The 17,244-nt window shown below is 62.8% G+C and carries 18 protein-coding genes and 2 tRNA genes; 9 read left to right on the top strand and 11 right to left on the bottom strand.

Annotated elements, in window-relative coordinates:
• Nucleotides 1-56: 56 nt before the first annotated feature.
• Nucleotides 57-515, bottom strand: a complete 459-nt coding sequence (locus NKI35_RS08650) for a hypothetical protein (RefSeq protein WP_023669674.1) — start codon at nt 513-515, stop codon at nt 57-59.
• Nucleotides 516-705: 190 nt separating this feature from the next.
• On the opposite strand from NKI35_RS08650, the gene NKI35_RS08645 reads away from it, so the two are divergent.
• Complete coding sequence (locus tag NKI35_RS08645; protein ID WP_023681913.1) at nt 706-969, top strand: DUF982 domain-containing protein; 264 nt, start codon at nt 706-708, stop codon at nt 967-969.
• A gap of 60 nt (nt 970-1,029) precedes the next feature.
• The gene (locus NKI35_RS08640) at nt 1,030-1,629 is read left to right on the top strand and encodes an SOS response-associated peptidase (protein WP_023681912.1); all 600 of its coding nucleotides are present in this window, start codon (nt 1,030-1,032) and stop codon (nt 1,627-1,629) included.
• 97 nt (nt 1,630-1,726) lie between these two features.
• Here NKI35_RS08640 and NKI35_RS08635 read toward each other — a convergent pair.
• The 10 genes from NKI35_RS08635 to NKI35_RS08590 all read right to left on the bottom strand — a co-directional run bounded on the left by NKI35_RS08635 (nt 1,727) and on the right by NKI35_RS08590 (nt 7,857).
• Nucleotides 1,727-1,802: transfer RNA gene (locus NKI35_RS08635), tRNA-Phe, on the bottom strand.
• A gap of 214 nt (nt 1,803-2,016) precedes the next feature.
• Nucleotides 2,017-2,208: a DNA gyrase inhibitor YacG gene (yacG, locus tag NKI35_RS08630; RefSeq protein WP_023669280.1), complete on the bottom strand. Its 192-nt coding sequence runs from the start codon at nt 2,206-2,208 to the stop codon at nt 2,017-2,019.
• Complete coding sequence (locus NKI35_RS08625; RefSeq protein ID WP_023681911.1) at nt 2,205-2,831, bottom strand: Maf-like protein; 627 nt, start codon at nt 2,829-2,831, stop codon at nt 2,205-2,207. Before NKI35_RS08625 ends, yacG begins: the two co-directional genes overlap by 4 nt.
• Nucleotides 2,832-2,850: 19 nt before the next feature.
• On the bottom strand, nt 2,851-3,069 hold the full coding sequence (gene infA, locus NKI35_RS08620; RefSeq protein ID WP_006200926.1) for a translation initiation factor IF-1: 219 nt from the start codon (nt 3,067-3,069) through the stop codon (nt 2,851-2,853).
• A 185-nt stretch (nt 3,070-3,254) separates the two neighbouring features.
• A complete protein-coding gene (locus NKI35_RS08615; protein ID WP_081725519.1) occupies nt 3,255-3,719 on the bottom strand; it encodes an arsenate-mycothiol transferase ArsC in 465 nt (154 codons plus the stop codon).
• Nucleotides 3,707-4,192, bottom strand: coding sequence for a UPF0262 family protein (locus NKI35_RS08610; protein WP_023669283.1), 486 nt, complete (start codon nt 4,190-4,192; stop codon nt 3,707-3,709). Before NKI35_RS08610 ends, NKI35_RS08615 begins: the two co-directional genes overlap by 13 nt.
• Before the next feature lie 6 nt (nt 4,193-4,198).
• Nucleotides 4,199-5,491: a histidinol dehydrogenase gene (gene hisD / locus NKI35_RS08605; RefSeq protein WP_023681910.1), complete on the bottom strand. Its 1,293-nt coding sequence runs from the start codon at nt 5,489-5,491 to the stop codon at nt 4,199-4,201.
• Between the two features lie 134 nt (nt 5,492-5,625).
• Nucleotides 5,626-6,060 carry a DUF2948 family protein gene (locus NKI35_RS08600; protein WP_023681909.1) on the bottom strand — a complete coding sequence of 145 codons (435 nt, stop codon included), beginning with the start codon at nt 6,058-6,060 and terminating at the stop codon, nt 5,626-5,628.
• A 167-nt stretch (nt 6,061-6,227) separates the two neighbouring features.
• Nucleotides 6,228-7,520 carry a UDP-N-acetylglucosamine 1-carboxyvinyltransferase gene (gene murA / locus NKI35_RS08595; RefSeq protein ID WP_023681908.1) on the bottom strand — a complete coding sequence of 431 codons (1,293 nt, stop codon included), beginning with the start codon at nt 7,518-7,520 and terminating at the stop codon, nt 6,228-6,230.
• Nucleotides 7,521-7,662: 142 nt separating this feature from the next.
• Nucleotides 7,663-7,857 (bottom strand): hypothetical protein, encoded by a 195-nt coding sequence (locus NKI35_RS08590; RefSeq protein ID WP_023681907.1) that lies wholly within the window; start codon nt 7,855-7,857, stop codon nt 7,663-7,665.
• A gap of 150 nt (nt 7,858-8,007) precedes the next feature.
• Here NKI35_RS08590 and NKI35_RS08585 point away from each other — a divergent pair.
• From NKI35_RS08585 to NKI35_RS08555, 7 genes are all read left to right on the top strand, one after another.
• Nucleotides 8,008-8,082, top strand: a tRNA-Thr gene (locus NKI35_RS08585).
• Between the two features lie 390 nt (nt 8,083-8,472).
• Entirely contained in the window at nt 8,473-12,318 is a 3,846-nt protein-coding gene (locus NKI35_RS08580; RefSeq protein WP_352739519.1) for a caspase family protein, read from the top strand.
• 177 nt (nt 12,319-12,495) lie between these two features.
• Complete coding sequence (locus NKI35_RS08575) at nt 12,496-13,890, top strand: multicopper oxidase family protein (RefSeq protein WP_023751970.1); 1,395 nt, start codon at nt 12,496-12,498, stop codon at nt 13,888-13,890.
• 153 nt (nt 13,891-14,043) lie between these two features.
• Nucleotides 14,044-15,366 (top strand): NAD(P)H-dependent oxidoreductase, encoded by a 1,323-nt coding sequence (locus NKI35_RS08570; protein ID WP_023751971.1) that lies wholly within the window; start codon nt 14,044-14,046, stop codon nt 15,364-15,366.
• A gap of 71 nt (nt 15,367-15,437) precedes the next feature.
• Nucleotides 15,438-15,680 (top strand): type II toxin-antitoxin system VapB family antitoxin, encoded by a 243-nt coding sequence (locus tag NKI35_RS08565; protein ID WP_023689347.1) that lies wholly within the window; start codon nt 15,438-15,440, stop codon nt 15,678-15,680.
• On the top strand, nt 15,680-16,072 hold the full coding sequence (locus tag NKI35_RS08560) for a type II toxin-antitoxin system VapC family toxin (RefSeq protein ID WP_023751972.1): 393 nt from the start codon (nt 15,680-15,682) through the stop codon (nt 16,070-16,072). The genes NKI35_RS08565 and NKI35_RS08560 overlap by 1 nt, the downstream gene beginning before the upstream one ends.
• 258 nt (nt 16,073-16,330) lie before the next feature.
• Nucleotides 16,331-17,230: an MBL fold metallo-hydrolase gene (locus NKI35_RS08555; protein WP_023827899.1), complete on the top strand. Its 900-nt coding sequence runs from the start codon at nt 16,331-16,333 to the stop codon at nt 17,228-17,230.
• Nucleotides 17,231-17,244: the final 14 nt, after the last annotated feature.

Genomic DNA, 17,244 nt, shown 5'->3' with positions numbered 1-17,244 from the left:
GCCCATCGCCATCCTGGCGGGGGCTTTTCCGTGATGGCATCCGTGGGTGCGCAGCCCTAGGCAGCCCGCGCAGCTGACGCTCCCCGTGCCGGCGGCAATTCGAACACAGTGGCGCCGTTCTCTCGGCCGCGTTCGACATAACCGATGACACGGAACCATTTGCCGACGTCGGCCCGCTGCAGCCAGCTGCGCGAGTGGATGGGAAGGTTGCCGGCCAGCGCCTGAATGTGGCGGATGTGGCGCCTGCAGAAGCGGACCGTCGCGGCGCTGAAGAAACCCTCCTGCGCGGCAAACAGCGTGTCGGCGGCGTCGCTGTTCTCGTGCCAGGCGACGATCGCCACCGTCTTGTCGCCCTCGACCAGCGCGTGCGCTCGGCCTTCCTTCAAATTCATCATCAGATTGTCGTAGGCGACCTTGCTGTCCTTGCCGGCGGCCACATACTCGTCCGACATCCGCGTGGACAGATCACGGAAGACACTTTCGAGATCGCCGATCGTAGCTGCGCGTGCTCGCATTTCTCCTCCTGCAGCCCCGGCAGGCAGTTTGCCCCAGGGAGAGGGGATCACCAAGCAAATCAAATCCGCCATTTGGCCGATGCGCGCAAAGTGATTTCAGAAGGCGGGTTTATTGCGTTGGCAAATCGCTCCCGTGGAACCGAACTTGCCTCCCCCGAATTGACTCGCGATCGCGTTCGGGAGGGGAAGCATGCAAGATCAGCATTTCGATGAGCCGGTTCGCGTGGCGCTCGGCAGGTCCAGAAACACGATCTACAAGGTGGAGCGTGTCGCGCAGGCCGCTGACATCCTCATGAACCGATGGCCCGTGAAGACAGGCGGCTATCACGTCGCCGCCCGCAAAGCCTGCCTTGGCGTTCTGGAAGGCCTTCAAGAGGCGCGCTATGCCCGCGCCGCCTTCGTCAACGCGGCGATCGAGGCCGATATACTGCTCGAGCGCGACCGCGAGGGTTGAGCGGTCCATCGCCTCTTTGTTTGGCGTGAGGTAAACTGGCAGACCGGTCGGGAGCCTTCCATGTGCAACGACTATGAGCAGCATATTCTCTGGGCTGAATATTGCCGGATGCTGGAGTCGCTGGCACTCGAGATCCCGACCCATCAGACCGAACTTGACCTGCCGCGGGTTGATGACATCCATATCAACGATCCAGCCCCGATCATGCGCGCCGCCGGCGACACTGGCGTTGTTGAACTGACGTCGATGACGTTTGGATTTCCGCCGGCCGGCCCGAAAGGCGGACCAGTGTTCAACTTCCGCTCCGAAGGCCGGCAATTCGCCGGCAGCAAACGCTGCCTCGTGCCGGCATCCGCCTTCTTCGAGTTCACGGGCACGAAGTATCCGAAGGCAAAGCATCGCTTCACGCTCAACGGCTCGCCGTTCATGGCCATCGCAGGGCTTTGGCGTGAAGCTGCCGGCAACAAGCCGCCAACCTTCACCATGCTGACAACCGAGCCTGGACCGGATATTGCGCCCTATCACAGTCGGCAGGTCGTGGTGCTTCGGCCTGAGAATTGGTCCGCCTGGCTCAGTCTGACGAAGCCGGAAGCCGAACTGCTGCAGCCGCTTCCAGCCGGCTCGCTGCGCGTGGAGACCGTGCGCCCCGAAAGTTCATAACTCGGTTGCGCAGGCTTGCCGGCACAGCCGGCAGGCCGAAATCAGGAATCCGTCGGTGCGGCGCCAGGAAGTCAAGCCCTTGATGTTCAGAGAAAACTGGTGCCCAGAGGCGGATTCGAACCACCGACACGCGGATTTTCAGTCCGCTGCTCTACCAACTGAGCTATCTGGGCCTCGCCGGCAAACGAGACATCGCCTGACCGGATTTCAGGAAAGCGCCGTGGGGCACCCCTTGAAAGCGCGTGGGTTATAGCACGGGAATCCGGCCTGTCCAGCGCCTAAGCGCTGATTTTCCGGGGCAATTGTCGCAGACAATACCGACGCCGGCAAAGCAGCAATTGCGTAAGGTCGGCGAAGTGGAATTGCGCGGCCGGCACCGCCCAAACCCTACTTCGGCTCGTCGCTCTCGTCCTCGTCATCCCGCGCGGTGATGACATAGGCGCCCTTCAGCCAGCGGTTGAGGTCGATGTCCTTGCAGCGCTTCGAGCAGAACGGATAGGTCTCGCGCGCCGACGGCTTGCCGCATTCGGGGCAGGGGCGCTTCGGGCGCAGTGGTGTGACCTTATCGTCCAGGCTCATGGCCGCGCGGTATGCCAGCTGGTGTGGACCTTGAAGCCTTCGCCCGAAAGCAGCGCCACCGTCTCGTAGAGCGGCAGGCCGACAATGTTGGTATAGGAGCCGACCAGCTTGACGACGAACGAACCGGCGAGACCCTGGACGGCATAGCCGCCGGCCTTGCCGCGCCATTCGCCGGAGGCGACATAGGCGTCGATCTCCTCGCGTGGAAGCCGCTTGAAGCGTACCCTGGATTCAACCAGCCTTTGGCGCAGCTTGCCGCCCGGCGTAATCAGGCAGATGCCGGAATAGACCCGGTGCGAACGGCCCGAAAGCAGTCCAAGGCAATTGGCGGCGTCGTCCAGCGTCTCGGCCTTGGGCAGGATGCGGCGTCCGACCGCGACCACCGTATCGGCGGCCAGCACGAAACTTGGCGCATAGTCTTCCTCGCTTTTCAGCGAGGCCAGCGCCTTCTCGGCCTTTTCCTTCGACAGCCGCTTGGCCAGCGAGCGCGGATGTTCGGCGCGCAGCGGCGTTTCGTCGACATCGGCCGGCAGCACGCGGTCCGGCTCGATGCCGGCCTGTTGCAACAGTTCGATCCGGCGCGGCGAACCAGAGGCAAGCACGAGCTTCTGCAGGATGCTCATCGCGGTTCGCGCCGGACTGTTACTTGAAACGGTAGGTGATGCGGCCCTTGGTCAGGTCATAGGGCGTCATCTCGACCAGGACCTTGTCGCCGGTCAGCACACGGATGCGGTTCTTGCGCATGCGGCCAGCCGTATGGGCGATGATCTCGTGTTCGTTTTCGAGCTTCACCCGGAACATCGCGTTGGGCAACAATTCCGTCACGACACCCGGAAACTCGAGGACTTCTTCCTTCGGCATTCGATACCTTTGCTTGGATTGCAGTTCCGGCGCCCTGGAGCGCCCAGGCCGGAATTTCGGCGGAACCTATATGATAATCGTGCGCTTGTGAACACGCTTAGATCGCGTCATATGCGACGCGCTCCACGCTTTCGTTTTATGCATGTCGTTGTCTCAAAACCGGGACCGCTTTTGAGCGAGATGCATCAATCCGCCGCGTTTTTTACCTCCGGAAGCAGAAAACGTCGGCTGATGCGCGCTTTCAGCCGTTCTCTCACGTCGCGATAGCTGGCCATGATCTGCTCGCGCCTGCCGCCGACATCGGTCGGATCCGGCATCGGCCAGTATTCGACGTCGACGGCAAGCGAGCGGGTGAGCTCGAGCGCGGCGTGGTGGGCTTCCGGCGCCAGGGTGACGATCAGGTCGAAATAATCGTCCTCGAGATCGTCCATCGAGCGCGGCTGGCGCTCGCCCAGCGTCAGGCCCTCTTCGGCCAGCACCGCGTCGACGAACGGATCGCGCTCGCCCCTGTGCACGCCGGCAGAGGCGACGAAAGTGGCCGGCGGCAGCATGCGCCGCGCCAGCTGCTCGGCCATCGGCGAGCGCACGGCGTTCATGCCGCACAAAAACAGGATCGAGCGGGGCGCCCCAGTCAGGTCTAACCCCGCCAGTGCAGCACGCAGACCAGCGTGAACAGCCGCCGCGCCGTGTCGAAGTCGATGTCGATCTTGCCTGCCAGCCGGTCCATCAACGTCTGGGAGCCTTCATTGTGCAGGCCGCGCCGGCCCATGTCTATCGCCTCGATATGGCTCGGCGTCGAGGAGCGGATGGCGTCGTAGTAGCTTTCGCAGATCAGGTAATAGTCCTTGACGATGCGCCTGAGCGGCGTCAGCGACAGGATATGGGTGACGACATCAGCACCATCCTCGCGGGCGACCGCAAACACCAGCCGGGATTCGGCCAGCGAGAGCTTCAGCCGATAGGGCCCGGCGCCGTCATCATTGACCGGCTGAAAGCTGTTTTCTTCGATCAGGTCGAAGATCGCCACCGCGCGCTCATGTTCGACATCGGGCGTCGAACGGCCGATCGACTCGTCGAGCTCGACATCGATCAGCCTTGCGCGGGTTTGATCGCCGTCCGCCATCGCCGCCTACATGTTCAGCCGGATGGCGACGGAGCGGCCATGCGCGTCGAGGCCTTCCGCCTTGGCCAGCGCAATCGCCGCCGGCGCAAGTGCTCTCAGCTGCTCCGGCCCGAGCTTCAGGATCGAGGTGCGCTTGACGAAATCGAGCACCGACAGGCCCGAAGAGAAGCGCGCCGAACGCGCCGTCGGCAGCACGTGGTTGGAGCCGCCGACATAGTCGCCGATGACTTCGGGCGTATGGCGTCCCAGAAACACAGCACCCGCATTGCGCATCCTGGCCAGGAAGCCCTCGGCATCGTCGATGGCGAGTTCCACATGTTCGGCGGCGATGCGGTCGACCAGCGGCAGCGCGGCCTCGATGGTCTCCACCAGGATCACCGCACCGAAATCGCGCCAGCTGGCAGCCGCCGTCTCGGCGCGCGACAGGCTCTGCAGCTGCCGCTCGACCGCCTGTTCGACGGCCTTGCCGAAGGCCGGATCGTCGGTGATGAGGATCGACTGCGCCGACACGTCATGCTCGGCCTGAGCGAGAAGATCAGCGGCAATCCAGTCGGGGTCGTTGCTGCCGTCTGCCACCACCAGCACTTCAGACGGTCCGGCGATCATGTCGATGCCGACCGTGCCGAACACCTGGCGCTTGGCGGCGGCGACATAGGCATTGCCGGGCCCGACGATCTTGGCGACCGGCCGGATCGTCTCGGTGCCATAGGCAAGGGCGGCAATCGCCTGCGCGCCGCCGACGCGGTAGATCTCCGAAACGCCTGATATATCGGCGGCCACCAGCACCAGCGGGTTGATGACACCGCCTGGCGCCGGCACGACGATGACGATGCGCTCGACGCCTGCCACCCTGGCCGGCACGGCGTTCATCAGCACCGAGCTTGGATAGCTCGCCGTGCCGCCGGGCACATAGAGCCCGACCGCCTCGATCGCTGTCCAGCGCGAGCCCAGTTCGACGCCGGCGGCATCGGTATAGCGGTCGTCTTGCGGCTTTTGCCGTTCGTGATGGGATCGGATGCGGTCGCGGGCGAACTTCAGCGCCTCGACCGTCTGCGGATCGGCGTCTTTGTAGGCCTGAGCGATGTCGTCCTTCGACACGGCGATGCCGAGACTATTGAGGTCGGCCTTGTCGAATTTCAGCGTGTAGTCGACCAGGGCAGCGTCGCCCTCGGCACGAACCCGCGCAATGATGGCGCGCACGGCAGTGTCGACGTCCTCCGATACCTCCCGCTTGGTGGTCAGGAAGGCGGCGAAACGCTGCGCGAAACCGGCATCGGACTGGATAAGCGTAATGGCCATCGGCTGCGTCTAGATCATGGTGAGATTTGGTTGAAATCTCATCATGATCTAGCCCTTTGTTGGAGCATGATCTCTGGACAAACGATTCCCGTTTTGTCCAACAAAAACCGGCACCCACTTTTTGGGATCATGCTCTAGACCCTATGCACCGGACGCGAGGTGGCTTCCCAGGCGCCGCCTATGTCGGCAAGCCGTGCCTCGATGCATTCGACGTCGAGCATGATCGCGCCGCCGCCGGAAAAGACCAACTCGACGATGCCGGCCGGCTTGCTGATTTCGATAAAGCTGATTGCCAGAAGCGACAGCACCTCGGCCGGCCGATCGCGGGCAATGCCGCTGGTCTTGGCGCCGAGCACGCGGTCGAAATGCAACACCGCCTGGCGCCGCTCATTGTGCTTGCTGAACAGTCCGGATTTCGCCTCCCAGACGAAGCGGTTCATGGTCAATATGAAACGCTTGGCCGAAGGCAGGTATTCGAGGTCGGAGACCTTCATTACGGCGTCCTGGACGTGAGCCGAGACGATGCTCAGATCCTGATCGTCGAGCGCAATGAGTTTGAGGGCTGCCATGCCGAATGCACACCTGAAAGTTGGTTTCAGCCTTCTGTTAGGCGGTCTTTCCGGTCCGTGCAACCGCGACACAAATTCAACCCGAGGCTAGCGCCTCGGGTTTGAAGTGTTGGCGGTGAATGAAGGCAGCACCAGACGCCTGTCTGTCTGAAGCAACTGCCGTGCGGTCAAGCTGAAATCCGCTCGATCACCGCGCCGCAATTGGAGAGCTTTTCTTCCAGCCGCTCAAAACCGCGGTCGAGGTGGTAGACGCGGTTGACCGTCGTTTCGCCTTCGGCCGCCAGACCGGCGATGACCAGCGACACCGAGGCGCGCAGATCGGTCGCCATCACGGGTGCGCCCTTCAGCTTGGCGACGCCGTCGACGATCGCCGTTTGGCCGGACAGCGTGATGTGGGCGCCGAGCCGGGCCAGTTCCTGCACATGCATGAAGCGGTTTTCGAAGATGGTCTCGGTGATGCGCGACTTGCCCTTGGCCATGGTCATCAGGCCCATGAACTGCGCCTGCAGATCGGTCGGGAAGGCCGGGAACGGCGCCGTCATGACGTCGACCGGCGAAATGCCGGCGCCGTTGCGCCGGACGCGAATGCCGGAATTGGTCGGCGTGATCTCGGTACCGGTCTGGGCAATCACATCCAACGCGGTCTGCAGCAGCTCGGGGCGGGCGCCTTCGAGCACGACATCACCGCCGGTCATGGCCACCGCCATGGCATAGGTGCCGGTCTCGATGCGGTCGGGGATGACGCGCACGCGCGCGCCCGACAGCGACTCGACGCCATCGATGGTGATAACAGGCGTGCCGGCGCCGGAAATTTTGGCGCCCATGGCGTTGAGGCATTCGGCGAGGTTGACGATTTCGGGCTCGCAGGCGGCGTTTTCCAGCACCGTCTCGCCCTTGGCCAGCGCCGCCGCCATCATCAGCACATGGGTGGCGCCGACCGAGACTTTCGGGAAGACATAGCGATTGCCGACGAGGCGGCCGTTCCTGGTCTTGGCCAGCACATAGCCGGTGTCGACATCGATGTCGGCGCCCAGCGCCTGCAAGCCCTCGAGGAACAGGTCGACCGGCCGCGTGCCGATGGCGCAACCGCCGGGAAGCGACACTTTCGCCTCGCCCATGCGGGCCAGCAGCGGGCCGATCACCCAGAACGATGCCCGCATCTTCGACACCAGCTCGTAAGGCGCGGTCGTGTCGACGATGTTGCGGGCCGAGAAATTGATGGTGCGCGAATAGCCCTCATTCTGCTTCTCGCGGCGGCCGTTGACCGAATAGTCGACGCCGTGATTGCCGAGAATGCGGATCAGCTGCTCTACATCGGCCAGATGCGGCACGTTTTCCAGCGTCAGCGTGTCGTCGGTGAGCAGCGAGGCGATCATCAGCGGCAAAGCGGCGTTTTTCGCGCCCGAAATCGGAATGCTTCCGGCGAGCTTGTTGCCTCCGACAATTCTGATGCGATCCATGAGAGAATGTCCCCTCGGCCCGATAGGCCGGTTTTCGTCAGTTTGAGTATCGGCCCGTCTAGACCATTGGCCGGCTTGGTTCAAGAAATAGGATTTCTGAGCCCCTTTGGCCAAGGTGACCGGCCAGTGTGGCTGATATCGGTCAGTCCTTGTGCATTTTTTCAGCAGCCGGCAGTCCTTCGGGCCGCTGGTCAGGATCACCGGTGCGCCGCGAGCGCGCTTGCGTCTTGCGCTTCGTGAGATTGGCGCGCAGCTGCTCGGCCAGACGGTCCTTGCGGTCAGTCCCGTCCTTTTTTTCCGGATCAGCCTTTTTCGGTGGAATTGTCTTGTCGTCCATCGTTCCGTCCCGCCCGCGACTGGCAGGGCCTGCTGTTCAAGGGATAGCTAGCATTGTGGCGCCGCCGTGTCAGCGAAACTTGTCTGGCAAAGCCTTTCACAGACGCCTTGCGCTTGCCGGTTCTATATGGCAGAAGCCCCGCCATCAGCGGCTGCGGTAGCTCAGTGGTAGAGCACTCCCTTGGTAAGGGAGAGGTCGAGAGTTCAATCCTCTCTCGCAGCACCAGTTCATTCCTTCGATTTTAAAAAGATGCGTCGCGAAGTCGGGGTCTCGTTGCGGACCAAAAAAGCCGGCTGACGCAAAAGTGCCAATCCCGCGCATCCAACCGTGGCCCCCTCGCCCGGAAACATTGAGAGAAAGAGGCTCTACGGGGCCGGACGACTGCTCAACAAGTCCGGACCTGTCCACTCATGAACAGGCCGGACTGGCCGTATCCGGCATGCTGAACACTACCGCTCGCACGCTGAAAGCCAGCCGCCTCGTACGCATATCCACCACAAGAACACAGCTCGCCCAAGGACTTGCCATCAGCCGGCCATCATGATGCCATCTCGGCTGCGGAAGATATCGCCGGGTTTGGGATAGACGATGCTCTTTGGGCGAACAGCAGGTGCGATGGGGCGCGCGTGTGCGGCGATAGCCGCGGCACTGCTGCTGTGCCTGTGCACGCTTCTCCCTGCGTGGGCTGAAGAGCCGAAGGCGCTGAAAGGCGTGGCGCTGGTCATCGGTCAGTCCGGCTACCAGCATGTCGGCAAATTGCCCAATCCGGAAAACGACGCCCGCGCCATCGAGGAGATGCTCGACAAGCTCGGCTTCGAGACCGATGTCGCCACCAACCGCGACGCGCGCAAATTGCGGCGCGATCTCGAAGGCTTCGTCGACGACGCCGAGGGAGCAGACGTCGCCATCATCTACTATTCGGGTCATGGCATCGAAGCCGGCGGCGAGAATTATCTGTTGCCTGTCGATGCCGACATTTCGGCGCTCGACGACGCCGGCGAGAAGCTGGTGCCGCTGTCGGCCATCGTCGCCGAACTGAAGGCCAAGGTGCCGGTCACCATCGTGTTGCTCGACGCCTGCCGCAACGATCCGTTCCCGCCGGGCACGCTCTTGAAGCTGGCGCCGGATGATGAAGGCAAGCCGATCGGCGCGGGCGGCCTCGGCGAAACGCGCGGCGTCGTTGCGTTCAAGTCGGGAGACCAGGCCAAGGGCTCTGCCGACGACAGCCTCGGCCAGGTCATCGCCTTTGCCGCCGAACCCGGTAAAGTTGCGCTCGACGGTCCGGCCGACGGCAACAGCCCATATGCGGCGGCGATCCTGCGCCACATCGACACGATGGGCGGCGAGGAATTCGGCACCGTTCTGCGCATGATCGGCGAGGAGGTCTATCTCAAGACCAACGGCCAGCAGCGGCCCTGGGTCAATGAGAGCCTGCGCCGGCTGCTCTATTTCGGTACCCCCGCCGAGGCACCGAAAGGCGATGAGGGCGAAATCCTCAGGGAGCGGCGCCAGCTCCTGCTGACCATCTCGACGCTACCCGATCCGGAGCGCCGCCAGATCGAAACCATATCGCGTGACGGCAAGGTGCCGATGGATGGGCTTTACGCCATGCTGAAGGCGCTCGGGGTCGACATACCCAAGGATCCGGCTGAGCTCGACAAGCTGCTGCGTGGCCAGACCGAACGGCTGAAACACGTGTTGGCCGAACGCGAGACTTTGAAAAACCCGGACCCCGAAATTGCCAGGCTATCGAAACTCGCCGAACAGGCGGTTCAGGAAGGCGCGCTCGAAGCGGCGCAGAAATTCAACGAGCAGGCCAAGGCCCGCATCGGCGAACTTTCGTCTACGGTCGACCAGGCCGAGGCCGAGCTGAAGGCAAAGCGGCTCGAATTCGCAAAGGTTTTCGCCAGCAGCGCCAGAACCTACGAGATTTCCTTCAACTTCAAGGAGGCGGCTCAGGACTACGCCAAGGCCTATGAGCAGGCCGCGAAATGGAGCGACGAAGATGCGTTCTACTACAAGGCGGCAGAGGCCAACGCTCTGTCGGAACAAGGGGACTTCTCCGGCGACAATGCGTATCTCGCCCAGGCCCTGACAGCCTATGAACAGGCATTGACCTATGTCACCCGCGAAAAGTTGCCGCTGCTTTGGGCGGCCACCCAGAACAATATGGGCGCCACGCTTGCTACTTTGGGCGAACGGGAAGCCGGCCGCGACAACCTCGACAAGGCAGCTGCCGCCTATGAGCAGGCGCTGACCGTCTATACGCATGACGCCTACCCTGACGACTGGGCATCGACCTATGGCAATCTGGGCACGGTCTACTGGCGGCTCGGCCAGCGCGAGAACGGGACGGCACTGCTTGAGCGGGCAGTCGCGGCCTTCCGCTCGGCGCTCGAGGTACAGTCGTCGAAAAAACTGCCGCTTGAATGGGCGGCGACGCAGAACAATCTCGGCATCGTGCTGTCCGAGATCGGCGAACGCCAGACCACATCGGACAGTTTTCGCGCAGCGATATCGGCGCATCGCGCCGCGCTGACAGAATATCGCCGGGATCGCGTACCGCTCGACTGGGCATTGAGCCAGATCAATCTGGGTGTCGTTCTGGCGAGCCTCGGCGCGCGCGAAAAGGATGTACCGACGCTTGAGCAATCGGTCGCGGCCTTCCAGGCGGCGGCTGAGGAGATGACCAGGGAACGCGCGCCGGCGCAATGGGCGACGATCCAGAACAATTTGAGCACCGCATTCGAGTCGATCGGCGAGATCAACGGCGATATCGCCGCGTTGCAGCGCGCGCGGGAGGCGGCGGAGGCAGCGCTTTCGGTTCGGACGCGCGAGCACGCCGCGGCGAGCTGGGCGAACGGCCAGCTGACGCTGGGCAACGCCTTGCAGCGCCTCGGCGCCAAGCAGAAGAACAAGGAACTGCTGCTGCAGGCAGCCACCGCGTACCAGGCCGCTCTGTCCGAATATCCGCGTGAGAAACTGCCGCTTGACTGGGCTTCGCTGCAGCAGAATCTGGGATCGGTCAACGACACGCTCGGCGATCTCGATACGGGAACCGATTACTACATTCAGGCGGTGACCGCGTATCGTCAGGCATGGGAGGTCTATACCGCAACCGCCGCGCCGGGCGAGTTCGCTTCGATTGGTTACAGCCTTGCAGGCACGCTATCGAACTGGGGCGAACGCGCGGGGGACATCTCGACCCTGCGGCAGGCGATCGATGTCTACGGTCAGGTGCTCAGGGTTCGCACCCGCGACAAGGACCCAGCCAATTGGGCCAAGACGGAATTCCGCCTCGGCTGCGCGTTGATGATGTCAGGCAAGCTGGCCTCTGACGATCAACTGCTGCAGCAATCGGTCGACGCGCTGCGGGCGGCGCTCGACGGGCAGACGAAAGGCGGTGATGTCACGGAGATCGGCCAGACGCGGCGCGTGCTCGGCCAGACCCTGTCGATCCTGGGCGACGATACATCCAACCTGGACTTGCTGGCGCAAGCAGCCGACATGCTGGAAGCCGCGCTCCCCGCCTACTCCAAGGACGCCGACCCGGAGGAGTGGGCCAATATCAATTACGACCTCGGCTTTGCCGTCTACAGCCAGGGCCGGATTGGTGGCGACGCCACGTTCTACGCCAAGGCCGTGCAGAGCTTCGAGACGGCAGCGCGGATCTACGACGGTTTTCCCAACCGCATGCAATGGGCGCGCACCAAGGGCGATATCGGCAATGCCTTGCTGATGGCCGCGGACGGCAAGGACGTCGAGTTGCTCACCCGCGCGATTGCCGCCTATGACGCAGCGCTCAGCGTGGTAACGCGCGAGAATGCGCTGGCTGTCTGGGAGAACAATCAGAACAATCTCGCCGGCGGGCTGTCGAGTCTTGGTTACTGGGCGAACGATGTCGGCAAGCTGAAACGAGCCGCTCAGATCTACCGCGACCTCGCCACGGTGCGAACGATCGCCCGCGATCCCGATCTCTGGATCACCAACCAGACCAGTCTCGCGCAGACGCTGAGCATGATCGCGGCCCGCGAGCCTTCGGCTGAATTGTACGAGGAGGCGATTGTCGTCAACCGGGCGCTTGCCGAGCAGCTCGGTCGCGACCGCGATCCCGAACGTTGGGCCAATGCGCGCAACGAGATGGGCTATGCCTTGACCATGGCCGGCCGCGCCGAAAACAATGTCGCGCATTTCGAGGAGGCGGTGTTGGTCCTGCGCGAGGCGATCGTGGTGCAAAAGAAGATCAATTCGGTGCCGGCTGTCGCCTTCACGCAGGACAGCCTGTGCGACGTGCTGGTCGATCTGGGCGCCGCCCACAAGGACAAGGCGATGGCACAGGAAGCGATCGCCGCATGCCAGGACGCGCTCGTCATCTTCCGTGACAAGAAGATGGACGATCTCGCCGCCGGTTCCGAAAAGAACCTCGCCGAGGCACAGGCGTTGCTGGCCGAGTTGCATTAATCCGAGCCCGCGCTATGCGGGCGAATGGTGGGCACGCCAGCGTTCACGCTGTTGCGCAAGCAGATGTCACCGGCTCGCCATGGCATGACAGAGATGCGATGTGGCAGTATCGGCTTGTGCGCCGGTCGCCACCCGTCATTCAGGACGACAGGTAATCATATTCCGTTGGAGCGCCAGATGACCCTATTCACCCGCCGCGGGCTTCTGAAAACGGCTGCGGTTGCCGGCGGTGGCGGCGTCGGGCTGGCAGCAATGACCAGGCTCAGCGGTTGGGCAGCTGTCACACCTGAGCCGGTGGTGCTCAAGACGGCAAAGATCCAGGCCAGGTTCATGGATGCGGGCGAGACCCGGGATGTCCTGACGTATGGTGAATCAGGCATGCCGCCTGTACTGCGGATGAAAAAAGGCGAGCCCTTTGCCGCGCGTCTCGTCAACGCCATCGACGACCCGACGACCATCCATTGGCACGGCATTCGCGTTCCAAACAAGATGGACGGTGTTCCCTTCCTAGTTCAGCCTTACGTCTATACCGGCGATCATTTCGACTACGCCTTCACGCCGCCCGACGCCGGCACGTTCTGGTATCACCCGCATTGCAACACGCTGGAGCAGATGGGCCATGGCCTCACCGGCGTGATCGTGGTCGAAAACCCCAACGATCCCAAATTCGACGCCGAGGCAATCGTCAATCTGCGCGACTGGCGCCTCGGCGACGACGCGCAGTTCATCCAGCAATTCCGGCCGCGCGATGCCGCAAAAACCGGAACCTATGGCACGGTGCGCACCGCCAACTGGCTCGACCAGCCGCAATTCGACGCGCCGGCCGGCGGGTTGGTGCGGCTGCGGGTCGCCATCACCGATGTCACCCGCATCTACGCGTTTCGCGTCGAGGGTGCGGAGGCCGCGGTCATCGCGCTCGACGGCAATCCGGTGCCGCAGCGTTTTGCGCCCGATGCCTTGCTGCTCGGACCGGGGCAGCGCATGGAGCTCGCCATCCGCATGCCTGACCAGGAGGGCGCGATCGTCAGCCTGGGCGACATCAGGGGCACCAAACCCAAGGTCCTCGCCACCTTGCGCGCCACCGGCAGCTCGCTCAAGCGCGACCTGCGCGGCCTCGCACCGCTGGAAGCCAACCCGGTGCCGGAGGTGGATCTCGCCAGCGCGAAACACATAGCGCTCTCGCTCAGCGCCACGGCGGAAAACGTGCCGAGCGACAGCATATGCGGCACGCTAGGCTACTCCTTCTGGGCCATCAACAAGGTACCGTGGCCGGGCGACACGCCGGACCCGACCGCGCCTTTGGCCGAGCTGAAGCTCGGCAAAAGCTATGTCATCGACATGGAGAATTTGACGCCGCAATCGCATCCGATGCATCTGCACGGCATGAGCTTCAAGGTGCTGTCGTCGTCGACACGCCAGGTTCAGCCGGTCATCTCCGACACCTATCTCATGCAGCCCAACGAGAAGGTTCAGCTCGGTTTCGTCGCGGACAATCCCGGCGACTGGCTGCTGCACTGCCACATCATCGAACATCAGAAAACCGGGATGACGAGCTATATCAGGGTGGTTTGACGCCGAGGCGGGTCAATCAGCCTCTACCGGGGTTGGCCTCACCTGTCGGGCCTGTTGCCGGAGAAATTGCCGCCGTCCGCTGGTTTCGTTGGCAAAGCGGGGCCGTTCCCTGCTATTCCCGCCTGCAAATCAAGAAGCCGTGGACACGCTTGCATGACCAATGTCGCCCTGACTGGACTGGCCCGCGATCTCGCCAGGCGCGCCGCCGAGGGACGCCCGGTGCGCATCGGCGTCATCGGCTCCGGCGAAATGGGCACCGACCTGGTCACGCAAGGCATGCTGATGCCCGGCATCTCGGTCGCGGCCATCTCGACACGCCGCCCGCACACCGCCCGTGACGCCATCCGCATCGCCTATGGCGATGAGGCGATGGCGGTCGAGGCGGACAGGGGCTCGAAAGTCACCGCGGCGATCGAGGCGGGCAAAATCGCCATTACCACGAACGAGATGCTGGTCACCAATCCGCTGATCGACGTCGTCATAGACGCCACCGGCAAGCCTGGTGTCGCCGCCGATTTCGACTTGAAGGCGATGGAGCACGGCAAGCATCTGGTGATGATGAATGTCGAGGCCGACGTCACCATCGGCTGCTACCTCAAGCAGCAGGCAGACCGGCTCGGCGTCGTCTATTCGGTCGGCGCCGGCGACGAGCCGTCGAGCTGCATGGAGCTGATCGAATTTGCGTCGGCGCTCGGCTACACCATCGTCTCGGCTGGCAAGGGCAAGAACAACCCGCTCAACCACGATGCCGTTCCGGACGACTATCGCGAGGAAGCGATCCGCCGCAACATGAACCCGCGCATGCTGGTCGAATTCGTCGACGGTTCCAAAACCATGGTCGAGATGGGCGCCATCGCCAACGCCACCGGGCTGGTCCCAGACGTTCCCGGCATGCACGGCCCAAAGGCCGACCGCGATCAGCTGGCCAATGTGCTCATCCCGAAGGCGGATGGCGGCATCCTGTCGAAGAAGGGCGTTGTCGACTACACCATCGGCAAGGGCGTGGCGCCCGGCGTGTTCGTCATCGTCGAGGCGACGCATCCGCGCATCGTCGAGCGCATGGACGACCTGCACATAGGCCACGGCCCCTACTACAGCTTCTTCCGGCCGTATCACCTGACCTCGCTGGAAGTGCCGCTGACCGCGGCGCGCATCATGCTCTATGGCCGGCCAGACATGGTGCCGCTGCCGAGGCCGGTGGCCGAGGTCTGCGCGGTGGCCAAGCGCGATCTCGCCATGGGCGAGACCTTCGATGCCATCGGCGAGACTTGCTACCGCTCATGGACCATGACCGTCGAAGAGGCGCGCGCCAATCGCGCAGTGCCGGTCGGCCTGCTCGAAGGCGGCAAGGTGCTGAAACCGGTGAGGAAGGGCGAACTGCTCACCGCCGACAATGCTACGCCCGACCGCACGACGAGGCTGTTCGCTTTGCGGAAGCTGCAGGATGATATGCTCTACGGGGCTGAGATGGCATGAACAGGCCAGCTCTCTGGCTTTGTCATGACAAGATCACTATATTGTAGTGACAGCGAACGGAGTCTTCCAGAATGAATCTCCAGATCAGAGACCCGCGCGCCCGTGACCTCGCCCGGCAGCTTGCCGAAAAGCGAAAGATTTCCTTGACCGAAGCGGTGATCGAAGCGCTCGAATCCGAGCTTCAGCGCGAACGTGAACGAGTTCCGCTGGCTGAGCGGCTGGCCGCCATATCGAACGATCTGAAGGCCAAGGCGGGAAGCGGCGGCAGGGATTTGACTAAGGATGAGATCGACGAGATGTGGGGACATTCCTGATGTTCATCGACACCTCGGTGGTGATCGCTGTCCTCGCCGGAGAGGAAGACGCCGCCGATTGGAGCCGCCGGATCGGGCAGGCCTCGATACGGATCACATCTCCGCTGGTCGTGCTCGAAGCGGCGATGCGGCTTTCATCGAAGTTGGTGGTGGAGCCGCTCTTCGCCGAAAAGGCGATAGAGGACTTCCTGCGTGAGGCCGAGATCGAGGTGGTTCCGATCGAAATCGGTGATGCCAAGCTCGCGATCCAGGCTTTTTCGAACTATGGCAAAGGTCGCGGCCACCCGGCTCAGCTCAATCTCGCTGACTGCCTGTCATATGCCTCGGCAAAAAGCCGTGGGATGCCCTTGCTCTACAAAGGGAAGGGCTTTTCCCACACCGATCTGGCCTGATCCTACTCCCCAGCAGCTTCGTCAGCCGCTCCCGCCCAGCAGGCCAAATGCTGCCGCGGTCGCGCCATGGGGCTTTTGACCTGCTCGCGCAACACGCCTGGTCATTGCGCTCGTGCTGACGGCGCAGACCCATCGGCTGCCATTGTATGATCCATTCATACAGTCTGTCTCTTTGATCCGGGTTTTTCAAACGATGCCGAGATGCCAATCTCCGAACGATCAGTTGAACCCCCATTGAGGATTGAAATCTTGCAAACCATTTGGACAAGACGCGAGACGATGAAAACCCTTCTGGCAACGGGCATGGTTGCCATGCTTCAGCCTCTGGCTTTTGCAGCTAGGGCCGCCGCCAAGCTGGAATGGACCTATTTTCAGGCTGACGAGAATGGTTTCCGCCGCACGCCGGTGCTGCTGACCGGGGAAAAAGAAGCCATCCTCCTCGACGGCGGATTTACCCTGTCCGATGGCCGTGCGGTCGCGGATGCGATCAAGGCGACGGGCAAGACCCTGACGACGATCTATGTCAGTTGCAGCGACCCTGACTATTATTTTGGCCTGCATCCCGTCGCGGATGCTTTCCCCGGCGCCAAGATCATCGCGGCCGCTGCGACGGTGGCGGCCATCAAAGCCAATGTGCAAGCCAAGCTGGATGTCTGGGGCCCGCAGCTCAAGGACAATGGACCGAAGGTCCTGGCGGATGTCGTCATTCCCGAGGCATCCGATATCACCTCACTTGAAGTCGAAGGAAACAAGATCGAGATCGTCACCGTCGCCGATCTGAAAGACCGGCGGTATCTCTGGGTGCCCAGCCTTGAAGCGGTGTTCGGCGGCGTGCTGATCTCGTCCGGCGTACATGTCTGGGTTGCCGACGAGCCAACCGTAGACGACCGCAAGAAATGGATTGCCGCGCTCAACGAAATCGCGTCCCGCAAACCCAACATCGTGGTGCCGTCCCATCAGGTAGCCGGTGCACCGGACGGTCTGGCGGCCGTGGAATTCACCCGCGCCTACCTCGAAGCTTTCAATAAGGAAGCCGAAAAAGCGAAATCCAGCGTCGAGCTGATTGCAGCGATGAAGCGGCGCTATCCCGATCTTCTTGACGTCTCGTCCCTGGAACTGGGCGCAAAGGTCGCCAAGGGTGAGATGAAGTGGGGCTGATACGGCCCCGCGAG

Source organism: Mesorhizobium sp. M0676 (assembly GCF_040320535.1).
Lineage (GTDB): Bacteria > Pseudomonadota > Alphaproteobacteria > Rhizobiales > Rhizobiaceae > Mesorhizobium.
The sequence above is the reverse complement of the archived record's forward strand: the minus strand, read 5'-3'. Positions and strand labels throughout refer to the sequence as shown.